We start from the raw sequence: 20,327 nt of genomic DNA, 5'->3' as shown, positions 1-20,327 counted from the left end.
GTGCACCCCGAAACATGCCTGTAACATTGCGGCGGCGTTCGAGCGCGCCCGCGGGGCCCGTGCCCCGCACCCAGGGGGACGATGACGATGCGGACTGCGGAATACCCGGAGCCCGAGCGGATCCTGCTTCACCTCAGCGACACGCATCTGCGTGCCGCCGGCTCGCATCTGTTCCACCGCATCGACGCGGAGGAGCGGCTGGCCCGCGCGCTGCGGTCGATCGAGGGGTCCGGCATCCGTCCCCATGCCCTGGTCTTCACCGGCGACCTCGCCGACTGGGGCGAGCACGACGCGTACATCGCGATCCGCGATCTCGTCGAGCCGTTCGCGGCGCGCCTCGGGGCGCCGGTCCTGTGGGTCATGGGCAACCACGACGACCGTGCGGCATTCCGCACGCACCTCCTGGGCGAGGAGGGGGTGGCGCCGGTCGATCGCGTCGACGAGCTCGACGGACTGCGGATCGTGACGCTCGATTCGACGGTGCCGGGCGAGCACCACGGCGAGTTGCGCGACAGGCAGCTCGCGTGGCTGCGCGACGTGCTCGCGACCCCTGCGCCGCTCGGCACGATCCTCGCGATGCACCACCCGCCCGTCCCGAGCGTCCTGCCGCTCGCGGCGAGCGTCGAGCTGCGCGACCAGTCCCGCCTCGCCGGGGTGCTTCGGGGGTCCGACGTGCGCGCCATCATCGCGGGCCACCTGCACTACTCGACGTTCGCGACGTTCGCCGGCATCCCCGTCTCGGTCGCCTCGGCGACCTGCTACACGCAGGACCTGACGGTGCCGACGGGCGGCACGCGGCCGCAGGACGGCGCGCAGTCGTTCAACCTCGTTCATGTCTACGACGAGACCGTCGTGCACTCCGTGGTCCCCGTCGACGCGCCCCGCACGCTCGAGCACATCGACGCCGCGGAGGCGCAGCGCCGGCTCGCCTCCGCCGGAATCGTGCCGCCGCGGAACGCCGCAGCGCTCAGCGCGCCGCGGAGGGATGCGCCGACCGAGCCTCTTCCCGTCCTGCGCTGACCGCGGGTCGCTCCCACGGCGCCCGCACGGGGAACATCCGCTCGAGCGTCGCGCGCAGAACCGAGACGCGGAGGTCTTCCGGGATCTCGTGCTCGCCGCCGTCGTTGAGGCAGAACATGTCGACGTCGCGTCGGGCCGCGAGCTCGTCCATGCCGCGCAGCGACTTCGCGAGCGTCGTCTGGACGTAGCGCACGCGCGGTCGACGCGTCACGACCGCGCGACCCGTCATGAGCGCGTAGTAGTGGTAGAGGCAGTTCGTGACAGAGACGTCGGTGGCCGAGCGGAATCGGGATGCCGCGGTCCGCGCGATCTCCTCGGGGAAGGCCTCCTCGAGCTCGGCCAGGATGCTGCGGCGCAGCGGCGTCGCGCAGTGCTCGAGGTCGCGCACGATCCGCCGGTCGAAGCGCTCGCGCAGGAGCTCGCGGTTGACGCGCAGGGCGTTGTCGTGTCCGCTGCGGCCCGCAGCCGTCGAGCCTGCGCCGATGCGCACTTCGCACTCGACGAACTTCGTGACGCCCGCCGGGGTGAAGAACAGCTCGGGCTCCACGGGGCGCGCGAAGAACATGTCGTCGTTGGAGTAGAGGAAGTGCTCCGCGAGTCCGTCGATCCGGTGCAGCTGCGCCTCGACGGCGTGGGAGTTGTGGGTCGGGAGCACCGAGGTGTCGCCGAAGAACTCGTCGCTGCGCACGATCGTGACCTTCGGGTGCTCGACGAGCCACGACGGCGCGGGGGAGTCCGTCGCGATGAAGATGCGGCGGACCCACGGTGCGTACATGTGGACGCTCCGCAGGGCATAGCGCAGCTCGTCGACCTGACGGTACCGGGCGGGGCCGTCATCGCCCTCGCCGACGACGTAGCCCGCCATCTGGGCGGCGCGCTGCCGCTGGAACTCCGTCGCCGAGCCGTCCACCCACGAGAAGACGATGTCGACCGGCTCGGTGAACTCATCCGGCTGGGGATCGAACATGCCGTCCACCGTCCGCCACGTGCGGTCGTGGCGCTCGACGGTCGAGAAGGCGATGTCGGCGGCGGGTGTGTTGGCGCGCAGGAGCGCATTCGCCGTCGGAGCCTCGACGATCTCGCCGAACCTCCAGAACTCGAGCCGCGCACCGCTCGACGCGCCGTAGCGCAGGTCGCCGCGCCGGCTGATGCGCGGTCGGTAGACGCGCCACGACGACGGCTTGTCGCGGGGAGAGGCGGCCTCGGCCGCGAGCACGGGCTCGCCGCGGCGCGGCTTGAGGTACAGCGGCTCGACGGCGCCGACCTCGCTCAGCGCGCGGAAGGCGGCATCCCGATCCGCGACGTCGACGACGAGCGCGAGGGTCCGGCGGTCGTGGCGGACGAGGAGGGTCGCGACACCGGCGGCCTCGAGCGCGTCGGCGACGAGGAGGAGGTCGTCGCGCGCGGCGTCGGCGGGGGTCGTCGACTCGTGTCGGAGGTGGAGGGTCCCGCGGTCGATGACGACGTCGGGTCGGCGCAGGAGCGACGACCAGGTGTCGCTCGCAACGGGCAGCGCGGAAAGTGCCGGCATGGAGCCTCCTCGGAACGCAGGAAGGGACGGGGGACTCGTCACCCTACGCAGACCGTGTTTCGCGGTCGTTTCCCCCGGGGCCCCTTGACAACAGGCACGGCGAGGCCCGCGACGCCGGCGCTGACCTCGCCGGGCCCGGCACGCTAGCCTCGAACGGTGACCGATGAATCGCGCTATCGCTCCCGCGGCGGCGACCTGCACCGCCCGTACTCCGCCGCCCACACCCGCTACGACGCTCTCGAATACCGCAAGGTCGGCGCGTCCGGCCTGACGCTCCCGCCGATCTCGCTCGGATTGTGGTGGAACTTCGGCGACAACATCCCGTTCGACCGTCAGCGCGAGGTGCTGCGTCACGCCTTCGACAAGGGCATCACGCACTTCGACCTCGCGAACAACTACGGTCCGCCGTACGGCTCAGCCGAGACCAACTTCGGCCGGATGATGCGCGAGGACTTCGGCCGCTACCGCGACGAGCTCATCATCTCGTCGAAGGCCGGCTACGACATGTGGGACGGCCCGTACGCCAACGGCGGCTCGAAGAAGTACCTCATCGCGAGCGCCGAGCAGTCCCTCACCCGCATGAGCGTCGACTACGTCGACATCTTCTACTCGCACCGATACGACCCCGACGTGCCCGTCGAGGAGACCGTCGCGGCGCTCGACACGCTCGTCCGCCAGGGCAAGGCGCTCTACGTCGGGATCTCGTCGTACAGCGCCGAGCAGACCGTCGTCGCGGCGGCCGTCGCCCGCAGCCTCGGCACGCCCCTCGTCATCCACCAGCCGTCGTACTCGATCCTCGACCGCTGGATCGAGGACGGCCTGACGGGCGTGCTGAAGAAGGAGGGCCTCGGCGCGATCGCGTTCGTGCCCCTCGCGCAGGGCCTGCTCACGAGCAAGTACCTCGGCGACGGCAGCGCCCAGCGCTCGCAGGACCGCTGGTCGCTCGGCGGCCGTCGCCTGACCGACAAGGCGCTCACGACCCTCCGCGGACTCGACGTCATCGCGAAGGAGCGCGGACAGTCGCTCGCGCAGTTCGCGATCCAGTGGACGCTCCGCGACCCCGTCGTCGCATCGGCGCTCATCGGCGCCTCGTCGACCGCTCAGATCGACGAGAACATCACCGCGACGCAGGGCCCCGCCTTCTCGACGGAGGAGCTCGAGCAGATCGACGCGCTCGCGGACGCGATGGACCCGAACCCCTGGGCGGAGTCGGCCGAGTCGTGACGCGGGCCGCCGTCGCCGATCGCGTCCACGTCCGGGCCCCGGGGAAGATCAACCTCTTCTTCGAGGTCGGCGACGTGCAGGAGGACGGCTACCACGACGTCGCCTCCGCGTATCAGGCGGTGTCGCTCTACGAGGACGTGTGGGCCGAGTCCGCGGACGACTTCTCGATCTCGATCTCGGGCACGGTCGACGTCTCGGGCGTCCCCGCCGACGACCGCAACCTCGCCCTGCGCGCAGCCCGCCTCGTCGCGCAGCGCGCGGGCTACAAGGGCGGCGTGCACCTCGAGATCGTCAAGCACGTGCCCGTCGCGGGCGGGATGGGCGGAGGATCTGCGGATGCCGCTGCCGCACTGGTCGCGTGCGACGCGCTGTGGGGCACCGAGCTCGGGACAGCCGAGCTGCACCGGATCGCGACGAGGCTCGGCGCCGACGTGCCGTTCTCGCTCCTCGGCGGGACAGCGATCGGGACGGGTCGCGGCGATCAGCTGAGCCCCGCCCTCGCGAAGGGCCGGTTCGACTGGATCATCGTCACGAGCGACGGCGACGGCCTCTCGACGCCCGACGTGTACCGCCACCTGGATCGGCTCCGGGCGGACCGTGCGCCCGACATCGCACCGCCGCGGCGCGTGCCCGCCGTCGACCCTGGCGTGCTGCAGGCGCTGCGCGCGGGCGATCCGTCGGTGCTCGCCGAGCACGTCCGCAACGACCTCCAGGCCGCCGCGCTCTCGCTGCGGGGCGACCTGCGCGCGGCGCTTGAGCTCGGCGAGCAGTCCGGCGCCCTCGCGGGCCTCGTGTCGGGCTCGGGGCCGACGCTCGCGTTCCTCGCCGCCGGCCCCGAGCCGGCGCTCGAGCTGCAGGTGACGCTGGCCGCGTCCGGCCTCACCGCGCTGCACGTGCACGGTCCCGTCCCCGGAGCGCGCACCCTCTGACCTGCACGACAGTTCGACCCGAGGAGTGACCGAAGATGACCGACCTCGCATCCCTCCACCGCACGGCCGCGACCGACGAGACGGCGCGCGCCGCGCTCGACGCGACGGGTCTCGAGCTGAGGCTCGTCGCGAGTGAGGACCCCGCCGATGCCGCGCCCTGGAGTCAGGCCGTCGCGCGCGGCTTCCTCGACGGCGAGCTGACCGAGGTGCAGCTCGGCGCGTGGTTCGAGCGCGGCGGGCAGCGCCGCCGGATCGGCGTGTACGACCACGCGGCACCAGAGCCGGAACGGCCGGTCGCGACCTTCGCGTCGTGGGTCGCCGAGCTCTCGGTGCCGGGTGGGCGCGGCATCCCGTCGGTCGCCATCAGCACCGTCACCGTCGCGCCGACGCACCGGCGGCGCGGCATCCTGCGCTCGATGATGGAGGGCGAGCTGAGGCGGGCCGCCGACGTCGGAGTGCCCGTCGCGATCCTCACGGTGAGCGAGTCGACGATCTACGGCCGCTTCGGATTCGCGGCGGCCGCGATGAGCGGGTACCTGCAGGTCGACGTGCCTCGCGCGCACTGGATCGGACCGCGCCCCGACGGGCGCGTCGACTTCATCTCGCGCGAGCGGTTCCGCGAGCTCGCACCCGGCATCCACGACCGCGCGCGGATCGGCATGCCGGGCGAGATCGAGATGCCCGAGGGGCACTGGGACCGCTTCGCGGGGACACGGCCCGATGCCGAGCACCCCGAGCGGCTGCGCGCCGTGCGGTACGCCGATGCGTCGGGCCTCGATCGCGGCGTGGCGCTGTACTCGTACCGCGAGAACCACGCCGACTTCGCGCGCTCGAAGGTGCGCGTCGAGCGGCTCGTCGCCGAGACCCCCGACGCCTACGCGGCGCTGTGGCGCTTCCTGCTCGAGCTCGACCTGGTCGGCGAACTCGAGGCGGGCGAGCTCTCGATCGACGAGCCTGTGCTGTGGATGATCGCCGACCGTCGCGCAGCGAAGCTGTCGGTCGGCGACCACCAGTGGGTGCGCATCCTCGACGTGCCGGCTGCGCTGACGGCGCGTCGCTATGCGGCAGCCGGGACCGTCGCGCTCGAGGTCGTCGATCCGCTCGGCTTCGCCGAGGGGCGGTGGATCCTGCGCGTCGACGAGAGCGGGACTGCTCGGGTCGAGCCGTGGGAGGGCGCGGCGAGCGACGGTGTGCCCCTGGTGCGACTCGGGGTGGCGGAGCTCTCGGCGGCGTACCTGGGCTCGGTCTCGCTCACGACGCTCGTCGCCGCCGGACGAGTCGAGGCGTCGGACGCTCTCGCCGCGGCGCGACTGTTCCTCTGGCCCGAGACGGCCCGCCTCAGCTTCTGGTACTGACGCCGCCGGATCCGAACAGCGGGCGCACGTCGGGTGCGCCCGTCAGGTCGCGCGCGACGGCCCACAGCGACGCCGCCGTGTCGGGGCCACGGCGCGCGCTCCGGTAGATCGACGCAGGGCGAGTCGGGCCCGTCAGGCCGTTGCGCGGGCCGTAGTAGCCGCCCTGCACCGCGGCGGGATCCGCCGTCGCGAACAGGAGCGGCTCCGTGCCCTCTTCGACGCCCTGCGAGGGGAAGAGCGTCCGGTCGGCGGGCGTCTTCTCGCGACCGGGGGCCCGGTCCAGGTTGACGCCCGCGGACTGCAGGTTCGTCCGCGTGTAGCCGGGGTGCGCGAGCGTGCTCAGCAGCGGCGCACTGCTCGCGCGCGCGAGCTCCGCGAGGTGCAGTCCCATATGCAGGTCGGCGAGTTTGGACTGCGCGTAGGCGAGCTCGGGGCGATAGCGCCGACGCGACTGGAGGTCGTCGAACCGGATGCGCCCGTAGATCGCGACGGCGCTCGACATCGTCACGACGCGCCCCGCGGCCGACTCGAGGATGCGCGGCAGCAGGAGGCTCGTGAGGAGGAAAGGCCCCAGGAAATTGGTGCCGAGCTGGAGCTCGAAGCCGTCCATCGTCTCGCGCCGCCGCGGCGGGTTCATGACGCCGGCGTTGTTGACGAGCACGTCGAGCGGCTCGCCCGGCGTGAGGATCGCCGTGGCGAACGCGCGCACGCTCGACAGATCCGCGAGGTCGAGGGTGCGCACCTCGAGGTCGGCGTCGGGGACCGCAGCCCGGATCTCGGCCTGAGCCGCCTCTCCCCGCTCTCGGGACCGCACGGCCAGGACGACGGATGCTCCGGCCTTCGCGAGTCGCTCCGCGGCCTGTTTGCCCGTGCCGCTGTTGGCGCCCGTCACGACGATGCGGCGGCCGGACTGATCGGGGACCACGTACATGGGTGCGCCTCGCTATCGCTCGAGCGCTTCGCTCAGTTCGAGCCAGCGCTCCTCGAGCGTCGACTGCTCGTCCGCGAGCGTCGCGCGCTCGCTCTGCAGGGTCGAGACTCGCGCATAGTCGTCGTGCGCGCCCACGAACGCCACATCGAGTGCCGCGATGGCCGTCGTGAGCTTCTCGAGGCGCCGGTCGATCGAGGACAGCTCCTTCTCGGCCGTGCGGCGCTCGGCGCCGACGAGCGCGGGGGATGCCGCGGCCTTCGCCGTCGCCGGCTGCGCGCCGGCGGACCGCGGGGGAGCTGCATCCGTCTTCGCCTGCTGAGCCGTGCGCACGCGCAGGTACTCTTCGAGACCGCCCGGGAGGTGACGCAGGTGCCCGTCGAAGAGGGCGTACTGCTGGTCGGTGACGCGCTCGATGAAATAGCGGTCGTGCGAGACGACGATGAGCGTGCCGGGCCACGAGTCGAGCAGGTCTTCGAGAGCAGCGAGCATGTCGGTGTCGAGGTCGTTGGTGGGCTCGTCGAGGATCAGCACGTTCGGCTGCTCGAGCAGGATCAGCAGCAGCTGCAGGCGGCGCTGCTGACCGCCGGACAGGTTCTTGACGGGCGTCGAGAGCTGCGCGCTCTGGAAGCCGAGTCGTTCGAGGAGCTGGCCGGGGGTGAGCTCCTGCGCCTTCGAGCCCGACCCGAACACGTAGCTCGTGCGCAGCCCCGCGACGACGACGCGCACCGGATCGTCGAGGTGCGCCTCGAGGTTGTCGATGCGCTGCGTGAGCGTCGCGACCTGGATGGTCTTGCCCCGCTTGACCCGCCCCGATGACGGCTGGATGCTGCCCGTGATGAGGCCGAGGAGCGTCGACTTGCCCGCGCCGTTCACCCCGAGGATGCCGGTGCGCTCGCCGGGCGCGAGGCGCCACTCGATGTCGCGGAGGACCGGCGCCTCGGCGCCGTCGTAGGTGACCGACACGTCGAGCAGGTCGACGACGTCCTTGCCGAGGCGCGACACCGCGAGGGACTGCAGGGCGATCTTGTCGCGGATCTCGGGCACATCGGCGATGAGCTCGTTGGCCGCGTCGATGCGGAATTTGGGCTTCGCGGTGCGCGCCGGCGCGCCGCGGCGCAGCCACGCGAGCTCCTTGCGTGCGAGGTTCAGGCGGCGCGACTCGATGACGGCGGACTGCCGGTCGCGCTCGACCCGCTGCAGGATGTACGCCGCGTAGCCGCCCTCGAAGGGTTCGACGAGTCCGTCGTGCACCTCCCAGGTCGCCGTGCACACCTCGTCCAGGAACCACCGGTCGTGGGTCACGACCAGCAGCGCCCCCGAGTTGCGCGACCAGCGGCGCTTGAGGTGCTCGGCCAGCCAGGCGATGCCCTCGACATCGAGGTGGTTCGTCGGCTCGTCCAGCGCGAGGACGTCCCAGTCGCCGGTGAGGAGCTTCGCGAGCGCGACGCGCCGGCGCTGACCTCCCGAGAGGGGAGCGACCGAGCCGTCCCACTCCAGATCGGCGAGCAGGCCCGCGATGACGTCGCGCACGCGGGGGTCGCCCGCCCATTCGTGTTCGGGGGTGTCGCCCACGACGGCTTCGCGGATCGTCAAGGTGTCATCGAGCGTGTCGCCCTGGTCGAGCACGCCGACGGTCACACCTCCGCGAAGGGTGACACGGCCGGCATTCGGCTCGAGACGGCCCGCGAGCATCGCGAGCAGGCTCGACTTGCCGTCGCCGTTGCGTCCGACGATGCCGATGCGGTCGCCCTCGTCGACGCCGAGCGAGACGGAGTCGAAGACGACCTTCGTGGGGAACTCGAGGCGCAGCGCCTCAGCGCCGAGCAGATGCGCCATCAGTGGGTTCCGTTCGTGTCGAATCCGAGGCTCAGTTTGCGCAGGAGCGCCGCGAGCCGTTCGCGGTCTCCGCGGGGGAGTGCCGCGAGCAGGAGGGCCTCCGCGTCGACGAGGCGGGTGATCGCGGCATCCACTCTCACTCGGCCGTCCTCCGTCAGGGTGACCAGGATGCTGCGCCCGTCGTCGGGGTCGTTCTCGCGTCGCACGAGGCGGCGTCCGACGAGGCGGTCGATGCGATTGGTCATCGTCCCGCTCGAGACGAGGGTCTGCTGCAGGAGCTGCTTGGGGCTCAGCTGGAACGGCTCGCCCGCGCGGCGGAGCGCCGAGAGCACATCCCACTCCCACGGCTCGAGCTCGCTGCGCCGGAAGGCGTCGCGCCGCGCGCGGTCGAGATGGCGCGAGAGCCGGTCGACGCGCGAGAGCACTTCGAGGGGCGAGAAGTCGAGGTCGGGACGCTGTGCGATCCACGCCTCGACGATCCGGTCGACCTCGTCCGCCTCTTGAGCCATCCCTCCATTATCGAGGGCGCCGGTGCGGGCGCTCGACCTCAGGCGCTCTCGCGGACGACGAGCGTCGTCGAGAGCGTCACCGCCTCGTGCGGGGCGCCGTCGATGACCTCGAGCAGCAGCGCGACCATCCGCTCGCTGATCTGCTCCCACGGCTGGCGCATCGTCGTGAGCGGAGGCTCGTGCGTCGCGGCGAGGCCCGAGTCGTCGAATCCCGCGACGGCGACGTCGTCGGGCACGCGCAGGCCCGCGCGGCGCAGGGCGGTCACGGCGCCCGCCGCCATGAGGTCGGATCCCGCGAAGACGGCGTCGGGCGGCGCGCCCTTCTCGAGCAGCCGGTTCATGGCCGCGATGCCGGATTCGAGAGTGTAGTCGCCCTCTTCGACGAGGTCGGGGTCGAAGCGTTCGCCGAGCTCCTCACGGAATCCCACGAGCCGGTACTTGCCGCCGGGGGTGTCGTGCGGCCCCGCGATCATCGCGATGCGTGAGTGACCCCGGTCGAGCAGGTGCCGGGTCATGGCACGCGCAGACCCGACCTCGTCGACCGACACCGTCGAGACGTCAGCCTGGTGGCCGAGCGGGAGCCCGCAGCAGACGGTGGGGACGCCGGCCGCGATGAGCGAGTCGAGGAGGGGGTCGGACTCGTGGGTCGAGATGAGCAGGACGCCGTCGACGTGCCCCGCGCTCACGTACTGCGTCACGCTCGCGCGCTCGGCGGGGCTGCCGGCGACGAGCAGGACGAGCGTCATGGAGCGCTGGGCGAGCGCCTCGGCCGCGCCGCGGAGGAGGAGCGCGAAGGTCGGATCGGAGAAGAGCAGATGCTGCGGCTCGGTCAGCAGGAAGGCGAGCGAACCCGCCTTGCCCGTCGCGAGGCTGCGCGCCGCGTGGTTCGCGGTGTAGCCCGTCGAGCGGATCGCCGCATCGACGGCGGCATGGGCCTCGGGCGAGACCCAGTGGCCCCCGTTGAGCACGCGTGAGACCGTGCCGTGCGAAACGCCTGCCGCGGCCGCGATGTCGCGGATCGTGGGCTTGCGCTTGGGCTTCGGGTGCTCCACGAAGGGCGACTCTACCGCGGATCCGCCGCATCCGAGAGGAACTGCGCCGAAGACTGTGACCGGTCACAGTTTGGTAACGGATTGAGCACGATGCTGGCGTCGATGCATCATCGGGCGTAGAACTGTGACCGGTCACAGTGTTCACATCGCTGAGACCGCACCACCACGACCCGCTGGAGCGTCCATGACTTCGACACCCGCCTGGCCCGCGATCTCAGGGATCGCGTACGGCGGCGACTACACGCCGGAGCAGTGGCCTCGCGATGTCTGGCTCGAGGACGTCGCCCTCATGCGCGAGGCCGGCGTCAACCTCGTGAGCGTCGGCATCTTCTCGTGGGCGCTGCTCGAGACGAGCGAGGGAGTCTTCGACTTCGCGTGGCTCGACGAGCTGATTGACCTCCTGCACGAGAACGGCATCGCCGTCGATCTGGGCACGCCCACGGCATCCCCTCCCGCCTGGTTCTTCGCGAACCACCCCGACGCCCGCGTGCAGACGCGCGACGGCGTCGTCATGGGATTCGGCGCGCGCGGCATGGCGTCGCACTCGTCGCCCGCGTACCGCGAGGCGATCGTGCGCATCGCATCCGCGCTCGCGGAGCGCTACGGCGAGCACCCCGCCGTCGTCCTGTGGCACGTGCACAACGAGTACGGCGTGCCCGTCGGGGAGGACTACTCCGACCAGTCCGTCCGCGCCTTCCGGCTGTGGCTCCAGGAGAAGTACGGCTCGCTCGACGCTCTCAACAGCGCGTGGGGCACGACCTTCTGGGGCCAGCACTACGGCGAGTGGGACCACGTCGGCGCTCCTGCCGCGGCCCCGTCGGTCGTCAACCCGTCGCAGCGCCTCGACTTCGCGCGGTTCACCGACCACCAGCTGCGCGCGTGCTTCGTCGCGGAGCGCGACGCGATCCGCGCGCACGCGGCCCAGCCCATCACGACGAACTTCATGGCCAACCAGAGCTGGACGACCGACATGTGGGCGTGGGCTCGCGAAGTCGACATCGTCTCGGACGACCACTACCTGTGGGCGGCCGATCCCGAGGGCGAGATCGGCCTCGCGATCGCGGCCGACCTCTCCCGGTCCGTCGGCGGCGGCAAGCCGTGGATCCTGATGGAGCACTCGACGTCGGCCGTCAACTGGCAGCCGCGCAACATCGCCAAGCGCCCCGGCGAGATGGCGCGCAACTCGCTGAGCCACGTCGCGCGCGGTGCCGACGCGATCCTCTTCTTCCAGTGGCGGGCCTCCCGCTTCGGGGCGGAGAAGTTCCATTCCGCGATGATCCCGCACGCCGGCACGGGCTCCCGGCTCTGGCGCGAGGTCGTCGAGCTCGGCTCGTCGCTCGGACGCCTCGACGAGCTGGTCGGCTCGCGCGTCGTCGCCGACGTCGCGATCCTGTGGGACTTCGAGTCGTTCTGGGCGCAGGACCTCGAGTGGCGCCCGTCCGAGGACGTCACCCACGCCGAGCGGGTCCGCGCGTTCTACGAGCGGCTCTGGCGCGACGGCATCACCGTCGACTTCGCGCTGCCGGGCCAGGACCTCTCCGCCTACAAGCTCGTCGTCGCCCCCGCGCAGTACATGCTGAGCACGGCCGACGCCGACAACCTCAACGCGTACGTCGCGCAGGGCGGGACACTGCTCGTCTCGTTCTTCTCGGCGATCGTCGACGAGCGGGACGCCGTGCACGAGGGCGGCTTCGTCGCTCCGCTCACGCCCGCCCTCGGCATCCGGGTCGAAGAATTCCTGCCGCTCCGCGAAGGCGCGACGTGCGGGGTCCGGTGGCGCGAGAGCGACACCCTGATCGCCGATGTCTGGGCCGAGGACCTCGTCGTCGAGGACGCCGAGGTCGTCGCCACCTATCTCGACGGCCCCGGAGCCGGCAAGGCCGCCATCACGCGCAAGAGGCACGGCGAGGGCCACGGCTGGTACGTGAGCACACGATTGGATGCCGCGGGCCTCGGGACCGTCGCCGCCGCGGTCTACCGCGACGCGGGTGTCGCCCCGTCCGGCCTGCCCGAAGGCGTCGAGGTCGTGATGCGCCGCTCGGAGGATGCCGAGTTCGCTGTCATCGTCAACCACACCGACGAGATCGTGCGGATCCCGGCGTCGGGGACCGAGCTCATCACCGCAACGTCGGTCGCCGCGGAGGTCGAGGTGGCGGCGGGAGGGTTCGCCGTCATCCGCTCGTCGGAGCGCGGCACGCGGGGGGTGGTCGCCGACCCGCACTGAGACCCCTGGCACGGCACCACGCCCGGGTCTACCTTCGGAGCCAAAGCCAGGAACACAGCACCACGATCCCGGGCACCTCAATCACAGGTCGTAGCGTCGCGATCCCCATCGGCTCGCGCGACGACCCTCCTTCTGGAAGGAAAGAAATGCGCAAGCACATCGGAATGGGCATCGCGATCCTCGCGACCGCCGCACTCCTCGCGGGCTGCAGCAGCGGCGGCAGCTCCGACTCGACCGACAGCGAAGGCAGCGACCAGGAGCTCACGGTCTGGGTCGACGCCAACCGCAAGCCCGCCGTCGAGGCAGCGGCAAAGGCGTTCGAGGAGGAGACCGGCACGACCGTGAACCTCGTCGAGAAGAACTTCGAGGACATCCGCAACGACTTCATCGCCCAGGTGCCGACGGGCGAAGGCCCCGACATCACGATCGGCGCGCACGACTGGCTCGGCGCGCTCGTCGCGGCGGGTGTCGTGAACACGGTCGACCTCGGCGACAAGGCGTCGGAGTTCGAGCCCGTCGCGATCCAGGCCATGACCTACGACGGCCAGCTGTACGCGCTTCCGTACTCGTCCGAGACGGTCGCTCTCATCCAGAACGTCGACCTCGTCGGCGAGACCGCCCCCACGACGTGGGACGAGATGATCCAGATGGGCACGGCGTCCGGCGCCGAGCGTCCGTTCGTCATCAACACGAACGGCCAGACGGGCGACGGCTACACGATGTACGGCTTCCAGACGTCGTTCGGCGCCCCCGTCTTCGTGCAGGACGACTCCGGCTCCTACACGACCGAGGTCGGCATGGGCGGCCCGAACGGCGAGGCGTTCGCGACGTGGCTCGGCGCCAACGGCGAGACCGGCGCTGGTTACCTCTCGACGACGATCGACTACGACACGAACAACGAGCTGTTCAACACGGGCAAGGCGGCCTTCACGGTCCAGGGCCCGTGGGCGATCGCGTCGTTCGGCGACGTCAACCTCAAGGTCAGCCCCATCCCGTCGGCCGGCGGGCAGCCCGCCGCACCGTTCGTCGGCGTGCAGGGCTTCTACCTGAGCTCGCAGAGCAAGAACGCGCTCCTCGCGAACGAGTTCCTCGTGAACTACCTCGCGACGGATGACGCGCAGCGCGCCCTCTACGACGCCGACCCGCGCATCCCCGCGTGGAGCTCGCTCGCCGAAGAGGTCTCGTCCGACCCGGTCATCGCGGGCTTCCTCGCGTCGTCGCAGAACGGCGTCCCGATGCCGAGCATCCCCGAGATGGGCACCGTGTGGGACTACTGGAACGCCGCTGAGGCGCAGATCATCGCCGGCGCCGACCCCGTGTCGACGTGGAACACGATGATCGACTCGCTCAACGGCGCCCTGGGCGGCTGAGCGGTTCGGGCTGCGGGGCGGGCTTCCTGCCCGCCCCGCAGCCCACTCCCCGACACACGCGCTGACGAGAAGGAAGGACCACGATGTCGCTCACGCAGGAGGCCACGCAGGCCCCGCCCCCGGGGGACGGACCGCTACGGCCCGCCCGAGAATCCCACGCCCGCAATTGGCGCGGGCTCGGATGGGGCTTCGTCGTCAAGCTCATCCTGATGATGCTCATCAACGCGTTCGGGGTGCTCGTCGTCCTGTCCGCGTACCGCGTCGAGAACTGGTTCATCCTCGTCGGGATGGTCGTGATCGTCGCGATCGCCGACTGGGTCTACTTCTCGAAGCGCACGATCCCCCTGAAGTACCTGCTTCCGGGCCTGATCTTCCTCTTCGTCTTCCAGATCTTCATCTTCGCGTACACGGCCTACATCGCCTTCACGAACTACGGCACGGGCCACGCGGGCACGCAGGAGCAGGCGGTCCAAGCCGCCCTCATCCAGGGCGAGCGGCGCGTCGAGGGATCCGAGACGTACCCCCTCACGATCGTGCAGCAGCTCGGCGCGCTCGGGTTCGCGATCAACGACGGCGGCACGGTCCGCGTCGGCACGGAGGATCAGCCGCTCAACGACGTCGGCGAGATGTCCGGCAGCGGGGCACCCACCGAGGTCCCGGGATGGGACATCGTCGACCGCAACCAGCTGCTGAGCGATCAGGCACTGCAGGACTCGGTCATCGCCCTGCGCGTCCCCGTGTCGGACGACCCCAACGACGGCGCGCTGCGCACTCGCGACGCAGTCACGGCCTCGATCTACACCTCGACCCTCGTGTGGGACGAGTCGGCGCAGACCATCACCGATACGACGACGGGGACGGTCTACCACGCGACCGAGAAGGGCACCTTCACGGCCGACGACGGCACGTCGCTCCCCGCCGGGTGGGCGGTCAACGTCGGCTTCGAGAACTTCACGCGCCTCTTCACGGATCCGAAGCTCGCCGAGCCGATGCTGCTCGTCTTCGGCTGGACCCTCGTGTGGTCGGTCCTGTCGGTGATCATCCCGTTCGCTCTCGGGCTGTTCTTCGCGCTCGTCTACAACGACCCGAGAGTGCGTGGACGCAAATGGATGCGGACGCTCTTCATCCTCCCGTACGCCTTCCCGGCGTTCATGTCGGCGCTCGTCTTCCGCGGCATGTTCAACAAGGAGTTCGGCGTCATCAACGACCTGTTCTTCTTCGGCGCCGACATCAACTGGCTCGGCGATCCGACGCTCGCCCGCATTGCGGTGCTCTGGGTCAACGTGTGGCTGAGCTACCCCTACTGGCTGCTCGTATGCACGGGAGCGCTCCAGGCGATCCCGGGCGATGCGCTGGAGGCGGCCGAGATCGACGGCGCGGGAAGATTCCGCCGTTTCCGGTCGATCATCCTTCCGCTCCTGCTCGTGTCCACGGCGCCGCTCGCGATCTCGTCGTTCGCCGTCGCATTCAACAACTTCACCGTCATCTACATGTTCAACAACGGCGGCCCGTCGATACCCGGCGCACCCTACGCACTGGGGTACACCGACATCCTCATCTCGGCGATCTACGACATCTCGGGCGTCTCGGGCGGCGCCGCCGATTACGGACTCGCGAGCGCATTGTCGATCATCGCGTTCCTCTTCGTCGGCATCATCGCCTTCTTCTCATTCCGTCAGACCCGCAAGCTCGAGGAGTTCATGTGATGTCCACGCAGACCGCGTCCACACGCACCTCGTCCGCCACCGCGAAGCGGCAGGCCTCATCGCGACCCGGCCTGCGCCGGCGTCGGTGGATCTTCGAAGTCGGCTGGAAGTACCTCCTGGCGGCCGTCATCATCTTCTACGCGCTCTTCCCGCTCGTGTACGTCCTGTCCGCGTCGCTCAATCCGCGCGGCACGCTCTCGGCGGCGACGGCGCTGTTCAGCGAGATCTCGGGCGTCAACTACGTCGCGCTCGGCGAGACGAGCTACTGGACGTGGGTGCTCAACACGCTGATCATCTGCACCGTCGTCGCAGTCGGCTCGGTCCTCATGGGCGCGTCGGCCGCCTACGCCTTCTCGCGCTTCCGCTTCTCCGGACGGCGTGCGGGACTCACGACGCTGCTCATCGTCCAGATGTTCCCGCAGGCGCTCGCCTTCATCGCGATCTTCCTCATGCTCCTGTCGCTCGGCGCCGTCATCCCGGCACTCGGGCTCAATTCGAAGATCTCGCTGATCTGCGTGTACTTCGGCGGAGTGCTCGGGACGAACACGTTCCTGCTCTACGGCTTCTTCAACACGGTTCCGATCGAGATCGACGAGTCCGCCAAGATCGACGGCGCGAGCCACGCGCAGATCTTCTGGAAGCTCATCTTCCCGCTCGTCACGCCGATCCTCGCGGTCGTCGCGCTGCTGTCGTTCATCACGACGTTCGGCGACTTCATCATCGCGAAGATCGTGCTCGTGTCGGAAGACCAGTGGACGCTCGCGGTCGGCATGTACCAGTGGGTCTCGAACCAGCTGTCGTCGAACTGGGGCCTTTTCACGGCCGGCGCCGTCATCGGCGCGCTGCCCATCGCCATCCTCGTCCTGTCACTCCAGCGATACATCGTCGGTGGACTGACGAGCGGAGCCGTCAAGGGCTGACCTCCCCGCGGGAACCAGCCCTCCCGCTTCTTTCCCATCACCGCTGATCGGAGCACCATGAGAAAACACGTCCGCCTGACACTGGGACCGGTCACAGTCATGACCGCGGCCGCCCTCGTCGTCACCGGCTTCGCCGCGCCCGCCGCCGCGGAGGACGGGCCGGTCGAAGCCGGCATCGTCGTCCAGAAGGTCGACAATCTGCCCGCCGACTTCATCAACGGCGTCGACGTCTCGTCGGCGCTCGCGCTCGAGGACTCGGGCGTCGTCTTCCGCGACGACGCGGGCGCGCCCGCCGACCTGTTCGACGTCCTCGCCGACCACGGCGTCACCGACGTCCGCATCCGCGTATGGAACGACCCCCACGACGCGAACGGCAACGGCTACGGCGGCGGCAGCGTCGACGTCGCGCGCGCCGTCGAGATCGGCGAGAGGGCGACGGATGCCGGACTCGGCGTCCTCGTCGACTTCCACTACTCCGACTTCTGGGCGGACCCCGCCAAGCAGAAGTCACCGAAGGCGTGGGCCGCGCTGAGCGTCGACGAGAAGGCGACCGCGACGCGGGACTTCACAGAGGACGCGCTGCAGCAGATGGCCGACGCGGGTGTCGACGTCGAGATGGTGCAGGTCGGGAACGAGACCAACAACGGCGTCGCGGGCGTCACGGGCTTCGCGAACATGGCGAAGATCTTCCAGGCCGGCTCCGAGGCCGTCCGCGACGTGTACCCCGACGCCCTCGTCGCGGTGCACTTCACCAACCCCGAATCCGTGGGCCGGTACGCGGGCTACGCCGCGAACCTCGCGACGTACGGCGTCGACTACGACGTCTTCGCGTCGTCGTACTACCCCTACTGGCACGGGACACTGTCGAACCTCACGAGCGTGCTCAAGCAGGTCGCGGACACGTACGGCAAGAAGGTCATGGTCGCCGAGACGAGCTGGGCCTACACGCTCGAGGACGGCGACGGTCACGGCAACGTCATCGACCTGCCGTCCGAGGCCACGCAGTACCCCGTGAGCGTCCAGGGGCAGGCGACCGCCGTGCGCGACGTCATCCAGGCGGTCGCGAACGTCGGCTCGGCCGGCATCGGCGTCTTCTACTGGGAGCCCGCGTGGCTGCCCGTCGGCCCGCCCGACCAGCTCGCCGCGAACAAGGTCCTGTGGGAGCGCGACGGATCCGGCTGGGCTTCGAGCTACTCGGGGGAGTACGACCCCGACGACGCAGGGCAGTGGTACGGAGGATCGGCGTGGGACAACCAGGCACTGTTCGCGCACGACGGCACGCCCCTCGAGTCGCTCCGCGTCTTCGAGTACGTCCGCACGGGCGCCGTCGCTCCGCGTGAAGTGACCGACGTGCAGGACCCCGCCGTGAGCTTCACCGAGGGTCAGACGATCGCGCTCCCGGCCACCGTCACCGTCTCGTACAACGACGGCTCCAGTGAGCAGCAGGCCGTCACGTGGTCGGATGCCGCGGCATGGATCAAGGGTGCGGGAACCTACACGGTCGCGGGCACGACGGCCGGCGGTCACGCGACGACGGCGACCGTCACGGTTCTCGCGCAGAACTTCCTGCGCAACCCGTCGTTCGAGGGCGCCGACATCAGCATGTGGGCGCGGAACGGATCGGCGCTCACGGTCCGCTCGACGAACGACCCGAAGACAGGCACCCGCTCGTCCCACTTCTACTCGGGCTCGGCCTACACGTTCACGCTGACGCAGATCGTCACGGGACTCGCCGCGGGCAGCTACACCGCCTCGGCATCGCTCCAGGGAGACGGCGAGAACGCCGCGAGCGACGTCCGCATCACGCTCTCGACGGCACCGGGCGGCAAGAGCGCGTTCGCGCCCTTCGCGATGAACGGCTGGCTCAACTGGTCGACGCCCACGACGAGCGCCGTCGCCGTGGCGGCGGGAGACGCCGTCACGGTGCGGATCTCGGCGAACCTCCCTGGCGGCGCGTGGGGCACGCTCGACGACGTCCGGCTCGTCAAGGAGGCCACCGCCGCCGACACCGCGGCTCTGCGGGCAGCCGTCGCGCGCGCCGACCTCGTCGTGCGCGAGGCCGCGACCGCGGAGTCCCTCGCGGGGCTCGACGACGCTCTCGAGATCGCCGCCGTCGTGCTCGCCGCAACGAGTCCGGCCCAGCAGCTCGTCGACGACGCGCTCGCCCAGCTCGACTCCGCGTTCGATGCGCTCGAGCTCTCGGGCGCCGAGCCGGCGCCGACCGTCGCGCCTGTGGCGGTGACGTTCGTCGAGGGCGACCCGATCGCGCTGCCTCAGACGGTCGACATCGTGCGATGGAACGGATCGGCCGACAGCATCCCGGTCGTGTGGTCCAGCGCCGTCGGGGCGATCACGGGCTCCGGCTCGTACACCGTCGCCGGGAAGACGGATGCCGCGGGCGCCCTGTCGGCGTCGATCACCGTGACCCCCCGCCAGTGGGTGAAGAACGCCGGGTTCGAAGACTCTGACGCCTCGGCGTGGACAGTCACGGGCGAGGGCGCCGCGATCGGTGCGACGGGGGATGCCGCGCAGGGATCCCGCGCGCTCGTCTTCTGGCTCGGCACGCCGTACCGGGCGGCCCTCTCGCAGCGCATCACGGGCGTCCCGGAGGGCCAGTACACCCTCTCGGCCACGACGCAGGGGGGCGGCGCGGCGGCCGGCGACTCGGCCGTCGTGACGGCGGCGACGGCGGCCGGCTCTGCGTCGGCCCCGCTCGAGCTCGCCGGGTGGCGCGTGTTCCGCACGGGGACGACAGCCCCTGTCACGGTCGGCACGGATGGCGTGGTGACGGTCTCGGCCGCCCTCTCGCTCAGCGCCGAGGCGTGGGGCACACTCGACGAGGTGCGCCTCACGCGCGTCGGTCCGGTCGTCGTCACCACTGCGCTCGAAGCGGATGTCGCCGCCGCCGCGGCGCGCGACCTCGCGCCGTACACGCCGGCGACGGCGTCCGCCGTGACCGCCGCGCTCGAGGGCGCGCGCATCGTCCTCGGCGCCGACTGGCCGACCGAGGCGGATGTGCAGGCAGCCCGCACTCGCCTCGCCCTCGCCGTCGGCGGCCTCGTGCCGCTCGCGGACGGCGCGCGGACGGCGCCCGCCCGCGGCGTCCTGTCCGACGACAACGGCTGGGACACGGGGCTGAAGGACGGCGCGTACACCGTGAAGGTCAACCTCTGGTGGGGCGAGAACGCGACGGTGTTCCGGCTCTTCGAGAACGGCACGCTCATCGCGGCCGTGCCGCTGCGCTACGGCGGCGTCTCGGGGCAGTCGGCGGCCGTGCCGGTGTCCGGCAAGAAGGACGGCACGTACGTCTACACGGGTGAGCTCGTCAACTCCCAGGGCACGACCGCCGTCACGCCTGTCACGGTCAAGGTGACGGATGCCAAGCCCGGCGTGCCGGTTCTGAGCCACGACAACCACGACGGCGACGGCGCGTACACCGTCACCGCCAACCTCTGGTGGGGCACGAACGCGACGGCCTACCGCTTCTACGAGGACGGCTCGCTCGTCGCGGAGGGGCCGCTCGCGGCGTCGACGCCGAACGCGCAGTCGGCATCCGTCGCGGCAGCAGGGAAGGCGAAGGGCTCGCACGTGTATCGCGTCGAATTCCTGAACGGCGCGGGCGTCACCTCCAGCAAGACGCTCACCGTCACGGTGCGCCGCTGAGCCAGGGGGTGCCGGATGCCTCCCCCCGGCATTCGGCACCCCCTCCTTCGCGTGAGG

The 20,327-nt window shown here is 70.7% G+C and carries 14 protein-coding genes; 9 read left to right on the top strand and 5 right to left on the bottom strand.

The genetic code is table 11. The features are described from left to right. The first annotated feature begins 87 nt into the window (after positions 1–87). Positions 88–1,020, top strand: coding sequence for a phosphodiesterase (locus tag MJ607_RS00555; RefSeq protein ID WP_243073599.1), 933 nt, complete (start codon positions 88–90; stop codon positions 1,018–1,020). Here MJ607_RS00555 and MJ607_RS00550 read toward each other — a convergent pair. Beyond that, complete coding sequence (locus MJ607_RS00550) at positions 968–2,551, bottom strand: stealth conserved region 3 domain-containing protein (RefSeq protein WP_243073598.1); 1,584 nt, start codon at positions 2,549–2,551, stop codon at positions 968–970. The two genes, MJ607_RS00555 and MJ607_RS00550, sit on opposite strands and share 53 nt — an antisense overlap. A gap of 156 nt (positions 2,552–2,707) precedes the next feature. Between MJ607_RS00550 and MJ607_RS00545 the strand changes: the two genes are divergently transcribed. The 3 genes from MJ607_RS00545 to MJ607_RS00535 are packed head-to-tail and all read left to right on the top strand — an operon-like array spanning position 2,708 to position 6,059. Then, positions 2,708–3,775 carry an aldo/keto reductase gene (locus MJ607_RS00545; RefSeq protein WP_308193781.1) on the top strand — a complete coding sequence of 356 codons (1,068 nt, stop codon included), beginning with the start codon at positions 2,708–2,710 and terminating at the stop codon, positions 3,773–3,775. Then, positions 3,772–4,704, top strand: coding sequence for a 4-(cytidine 5'-diphospho)-2-C-methyl-D-erythritol kinase (locus MJ607_RS00540; RefSeq protein ID WP_243073597.1), 933 nt, complete (start codon positions 3,772–3,774; stop codon positions 4,702–4,704). The genes MJ607_RS00545 and MJ607_RS00540 overlap by 4 nt, the downstream gene beginning before the upstream one ends. A gap of 35 nt (positions 4,705–4,739) precedes the next feature. Further along, positions 4,740–6,059, top strand: coding sequence for a GNAT family N-acetyltransferase (locus MJ607_RS00535; RefSeq protein ID WP_243073596.1), 1,320 nt, complete (start codon positions 4,740–4,742; stop codon positions 6,057–6,059). Here the strand turns inward: MJ607_RS00535 and MJ607_RS00530 are convergent. From MJ607_RS00530 to MJ607_RS00515, 4 genes are read right to left on the bottom strand one after another with little or no spacing between them, the layout of a single operon-like run. Then, the gene (locus tag MJ607_RS00530; RefSeq protein ID WP_243073595.1) at positions 6,043–6,990 is read right to left on the bottom strand and encodes an SDR family NAD(P)-dependent oxidoreductase; all 948 of its coding nucleotides are present in this window, start codon (positions 6,988–6,990) and stop codon (positions 6,043–6,045) included. The two genes, MJ607_RS00535 and MJ607_RS00530, sit on opposite strands and share 17 nt — an antisense overlap. Before the next feature lie 12 nt (positions 6,991–7,002). Continuing rightward, positions 7,003–8,826: an ABC-F family ATP-binding cassette domain-containing protein gene (locus MJ607_RS00525; protein ID WP_243073594.1), complete on the bottom strand. Its 1,824-nt coding sequence runs from the start codon at positions 8,824–8,826 to the stop codon at positions 7,003–7,005. Next, the gene (locus MJ607_RS00520; protein WP_243073593.1) at positions 8,826–9,335 is read right to left on the bottom strand and encodes a MarR family winged helix-turn-helix transcriptional regulator; all 510 of its coding nucleotides are present in this window, start codon (positions 9,333–9,335) and stop codon (positions 8,826–8,828) included. Before MJ607_RS00520 ends, MJ607_RS00525 begins: the two co-directional genes overlap by 1 nt. 38 nt (positions 9,336–9,373) lie before the next feature. Beyond that, a complete protein-coding gene (locus MJ607_RS00515) occupies positions 9,374–10,387 on the bottom strand; it encodes a LacI family DNA-binding transcriptional regulator (RefSeq protein ID WP_243073592.1) in 1,014 nt (337 codons plus the stop codon). Between the two features lie 184 nt (positions 10,388–10,571). On the opposite strand from MJ607_RS00515, the gene MJ607_RS00510 reads away from it, so the two are divergent. From MJ607_RS00510 to MJ607_RS19805, 5 genes are all read left to right on the top strand, one after another. Then, positions 10,572–12,611, top strand: coding sequence for a beta-galactosidase (locus MJ607_RS00510; RefSeq protein ID WP_243073591.1), 2,040 nt, complete (start codon positions 10,572–10,574; stop codon positions 12,609–12,611). A gap of 146 nt (positions 12,612–12,757) precedes the next feature. Further along, positions 12,758–13,981, top strand: a complete 1,224-nt coding sequence (locus tag MJ607_RS00505) for an extracellular solute-binding protein (RefSeq protein WP_243073590.1) — start codon at positions 12,758–12,760, stop codon at positions 13,979–13,981. A gap of 83 nt (positions 13,982–14,064) precedes the next feature. After that, positions 14,065–15,687: an ABC transporter permease subunit gene (locus tag MJ607_RS00500; protein ID WP_243073589.1), complete on the top strand. Its 1,623-nt coding sequence runs from the start codon at positions 14,065–14,067 to the stop codon at positions 15,685–15,687. Beyond that, positions 15,687–16,607, top strand: a complete 921-nt coding sequence (locus MJ607_RS00495; protein WP_243073588.1) for a sugar ABC transporter permease — start codon at positions 15,687–15,689, stop codon at positions 16,605–16,607. The genes MJ607_RS00500 and MJ607_RS00495 overlap by 1 nt, the downstream gene beginning before the upstream one ends. 57 nt (positions 16,608–16,664) lie before the next feature. After that, on the top strand, positions 16,665–20,270 hold the full coding sequence (locus MJ607_RS19805) for a glycosyl hydrolase 53 family protein (protein ID WP_279234269.1): 3,606 nt from the start codon (positions 16,665–16,667) through the stop codon (positions 20,268–20,270). Positions 20,271–20,327 lie beyond the last annotated feature (57 nt).

The organism is Microbacterium sp. SS28, from assembly GCF_022761035.1.
GTDB lineage: Bacteria > Actinomycetota > Actinomycetes > Actinomycetales > Microbacteriaceae > Microbacterium.
Note: the sequence above shows the minus strand (reverse complement) of the source record. Positions and strands in the feature narration are given on the sequence as shown.

Coding starts and splice junctions, on each gene's coding strand:
- MJ607_RS00535 (WP_243073596.1), top strand. CDS start 4,740: ATGACCGACCTCGCATCCCTCCACCGCACGGCCGCGACCGACGAGACG.
- MJ607_RS00555 (WP_243073599.1), top strand. CDS start 88: ATGCGGACTGCGGAATACCCGGAGCCCGAGCGGATCCTGCTTCACCTC.
- MJ607_RS00510 (WP_243073591.1), top strand. CDS start 10,572: ATGACTTCGACACCCGCCTGGCCCGCGATCTCAGGGATCGCGTACGGC.
- MJ607_RS00525 (WP_243073594.1), bottom strand. CDS start 8,826: ATGGCGCATCTGCTCGGCGCTGAGGCGCTGCGCCTCGAGTTCCCCACG.
- MJ607_RS00550 (WP_243073598.1), bottom strand. CDS start 2,551: ATGCCGGCACTTTCCGCGCTGCCCGTTGCGAGCGACACCTGGTCGTCG.
- MJ607_RS19805 (WP_279234269.1), top strand. CDS start 16,665: ATGAGAAAACACGTCCGCCTGACACTGGGACCGGTCACAGTCATGACC.
- MJ607_RS00530 (WP_243073595.1), bottom strand. CDS start 6,990: ATGTACGTGGTCCCCGATCAGTCCGGCCGCCGCATCGTCGTGACGGGC.
- MJ607_RS00505 (WP_243073590.1), top strand. CDS start 12,758: ATGCGCAAGCACATCGGAATGGGCATCGCGATCCTCGCGACCGCCGCA.
- MJ607_RS00500 (WP_243073589.1), top strand. CDS start 14,065: ATGTCGCTCACGCAGGAGGCCACGCAGGCCCCGCCCCCGGGGGACGGA.
- MJ607_RS00520 (WP_243073593.1), bottom strand. CDS start 9,335: ATGGCTCAAGAGGCGGACGAGGTCGACCGGATCGTCGAGGCGTGGATC.
- MJ607_RS00495 (WP_243073588.1), top strand. CDS start 15,687: ATGTCCACGCAGACCGCGTCCACACGCACCTCGTCCGCCACCGCGAAG.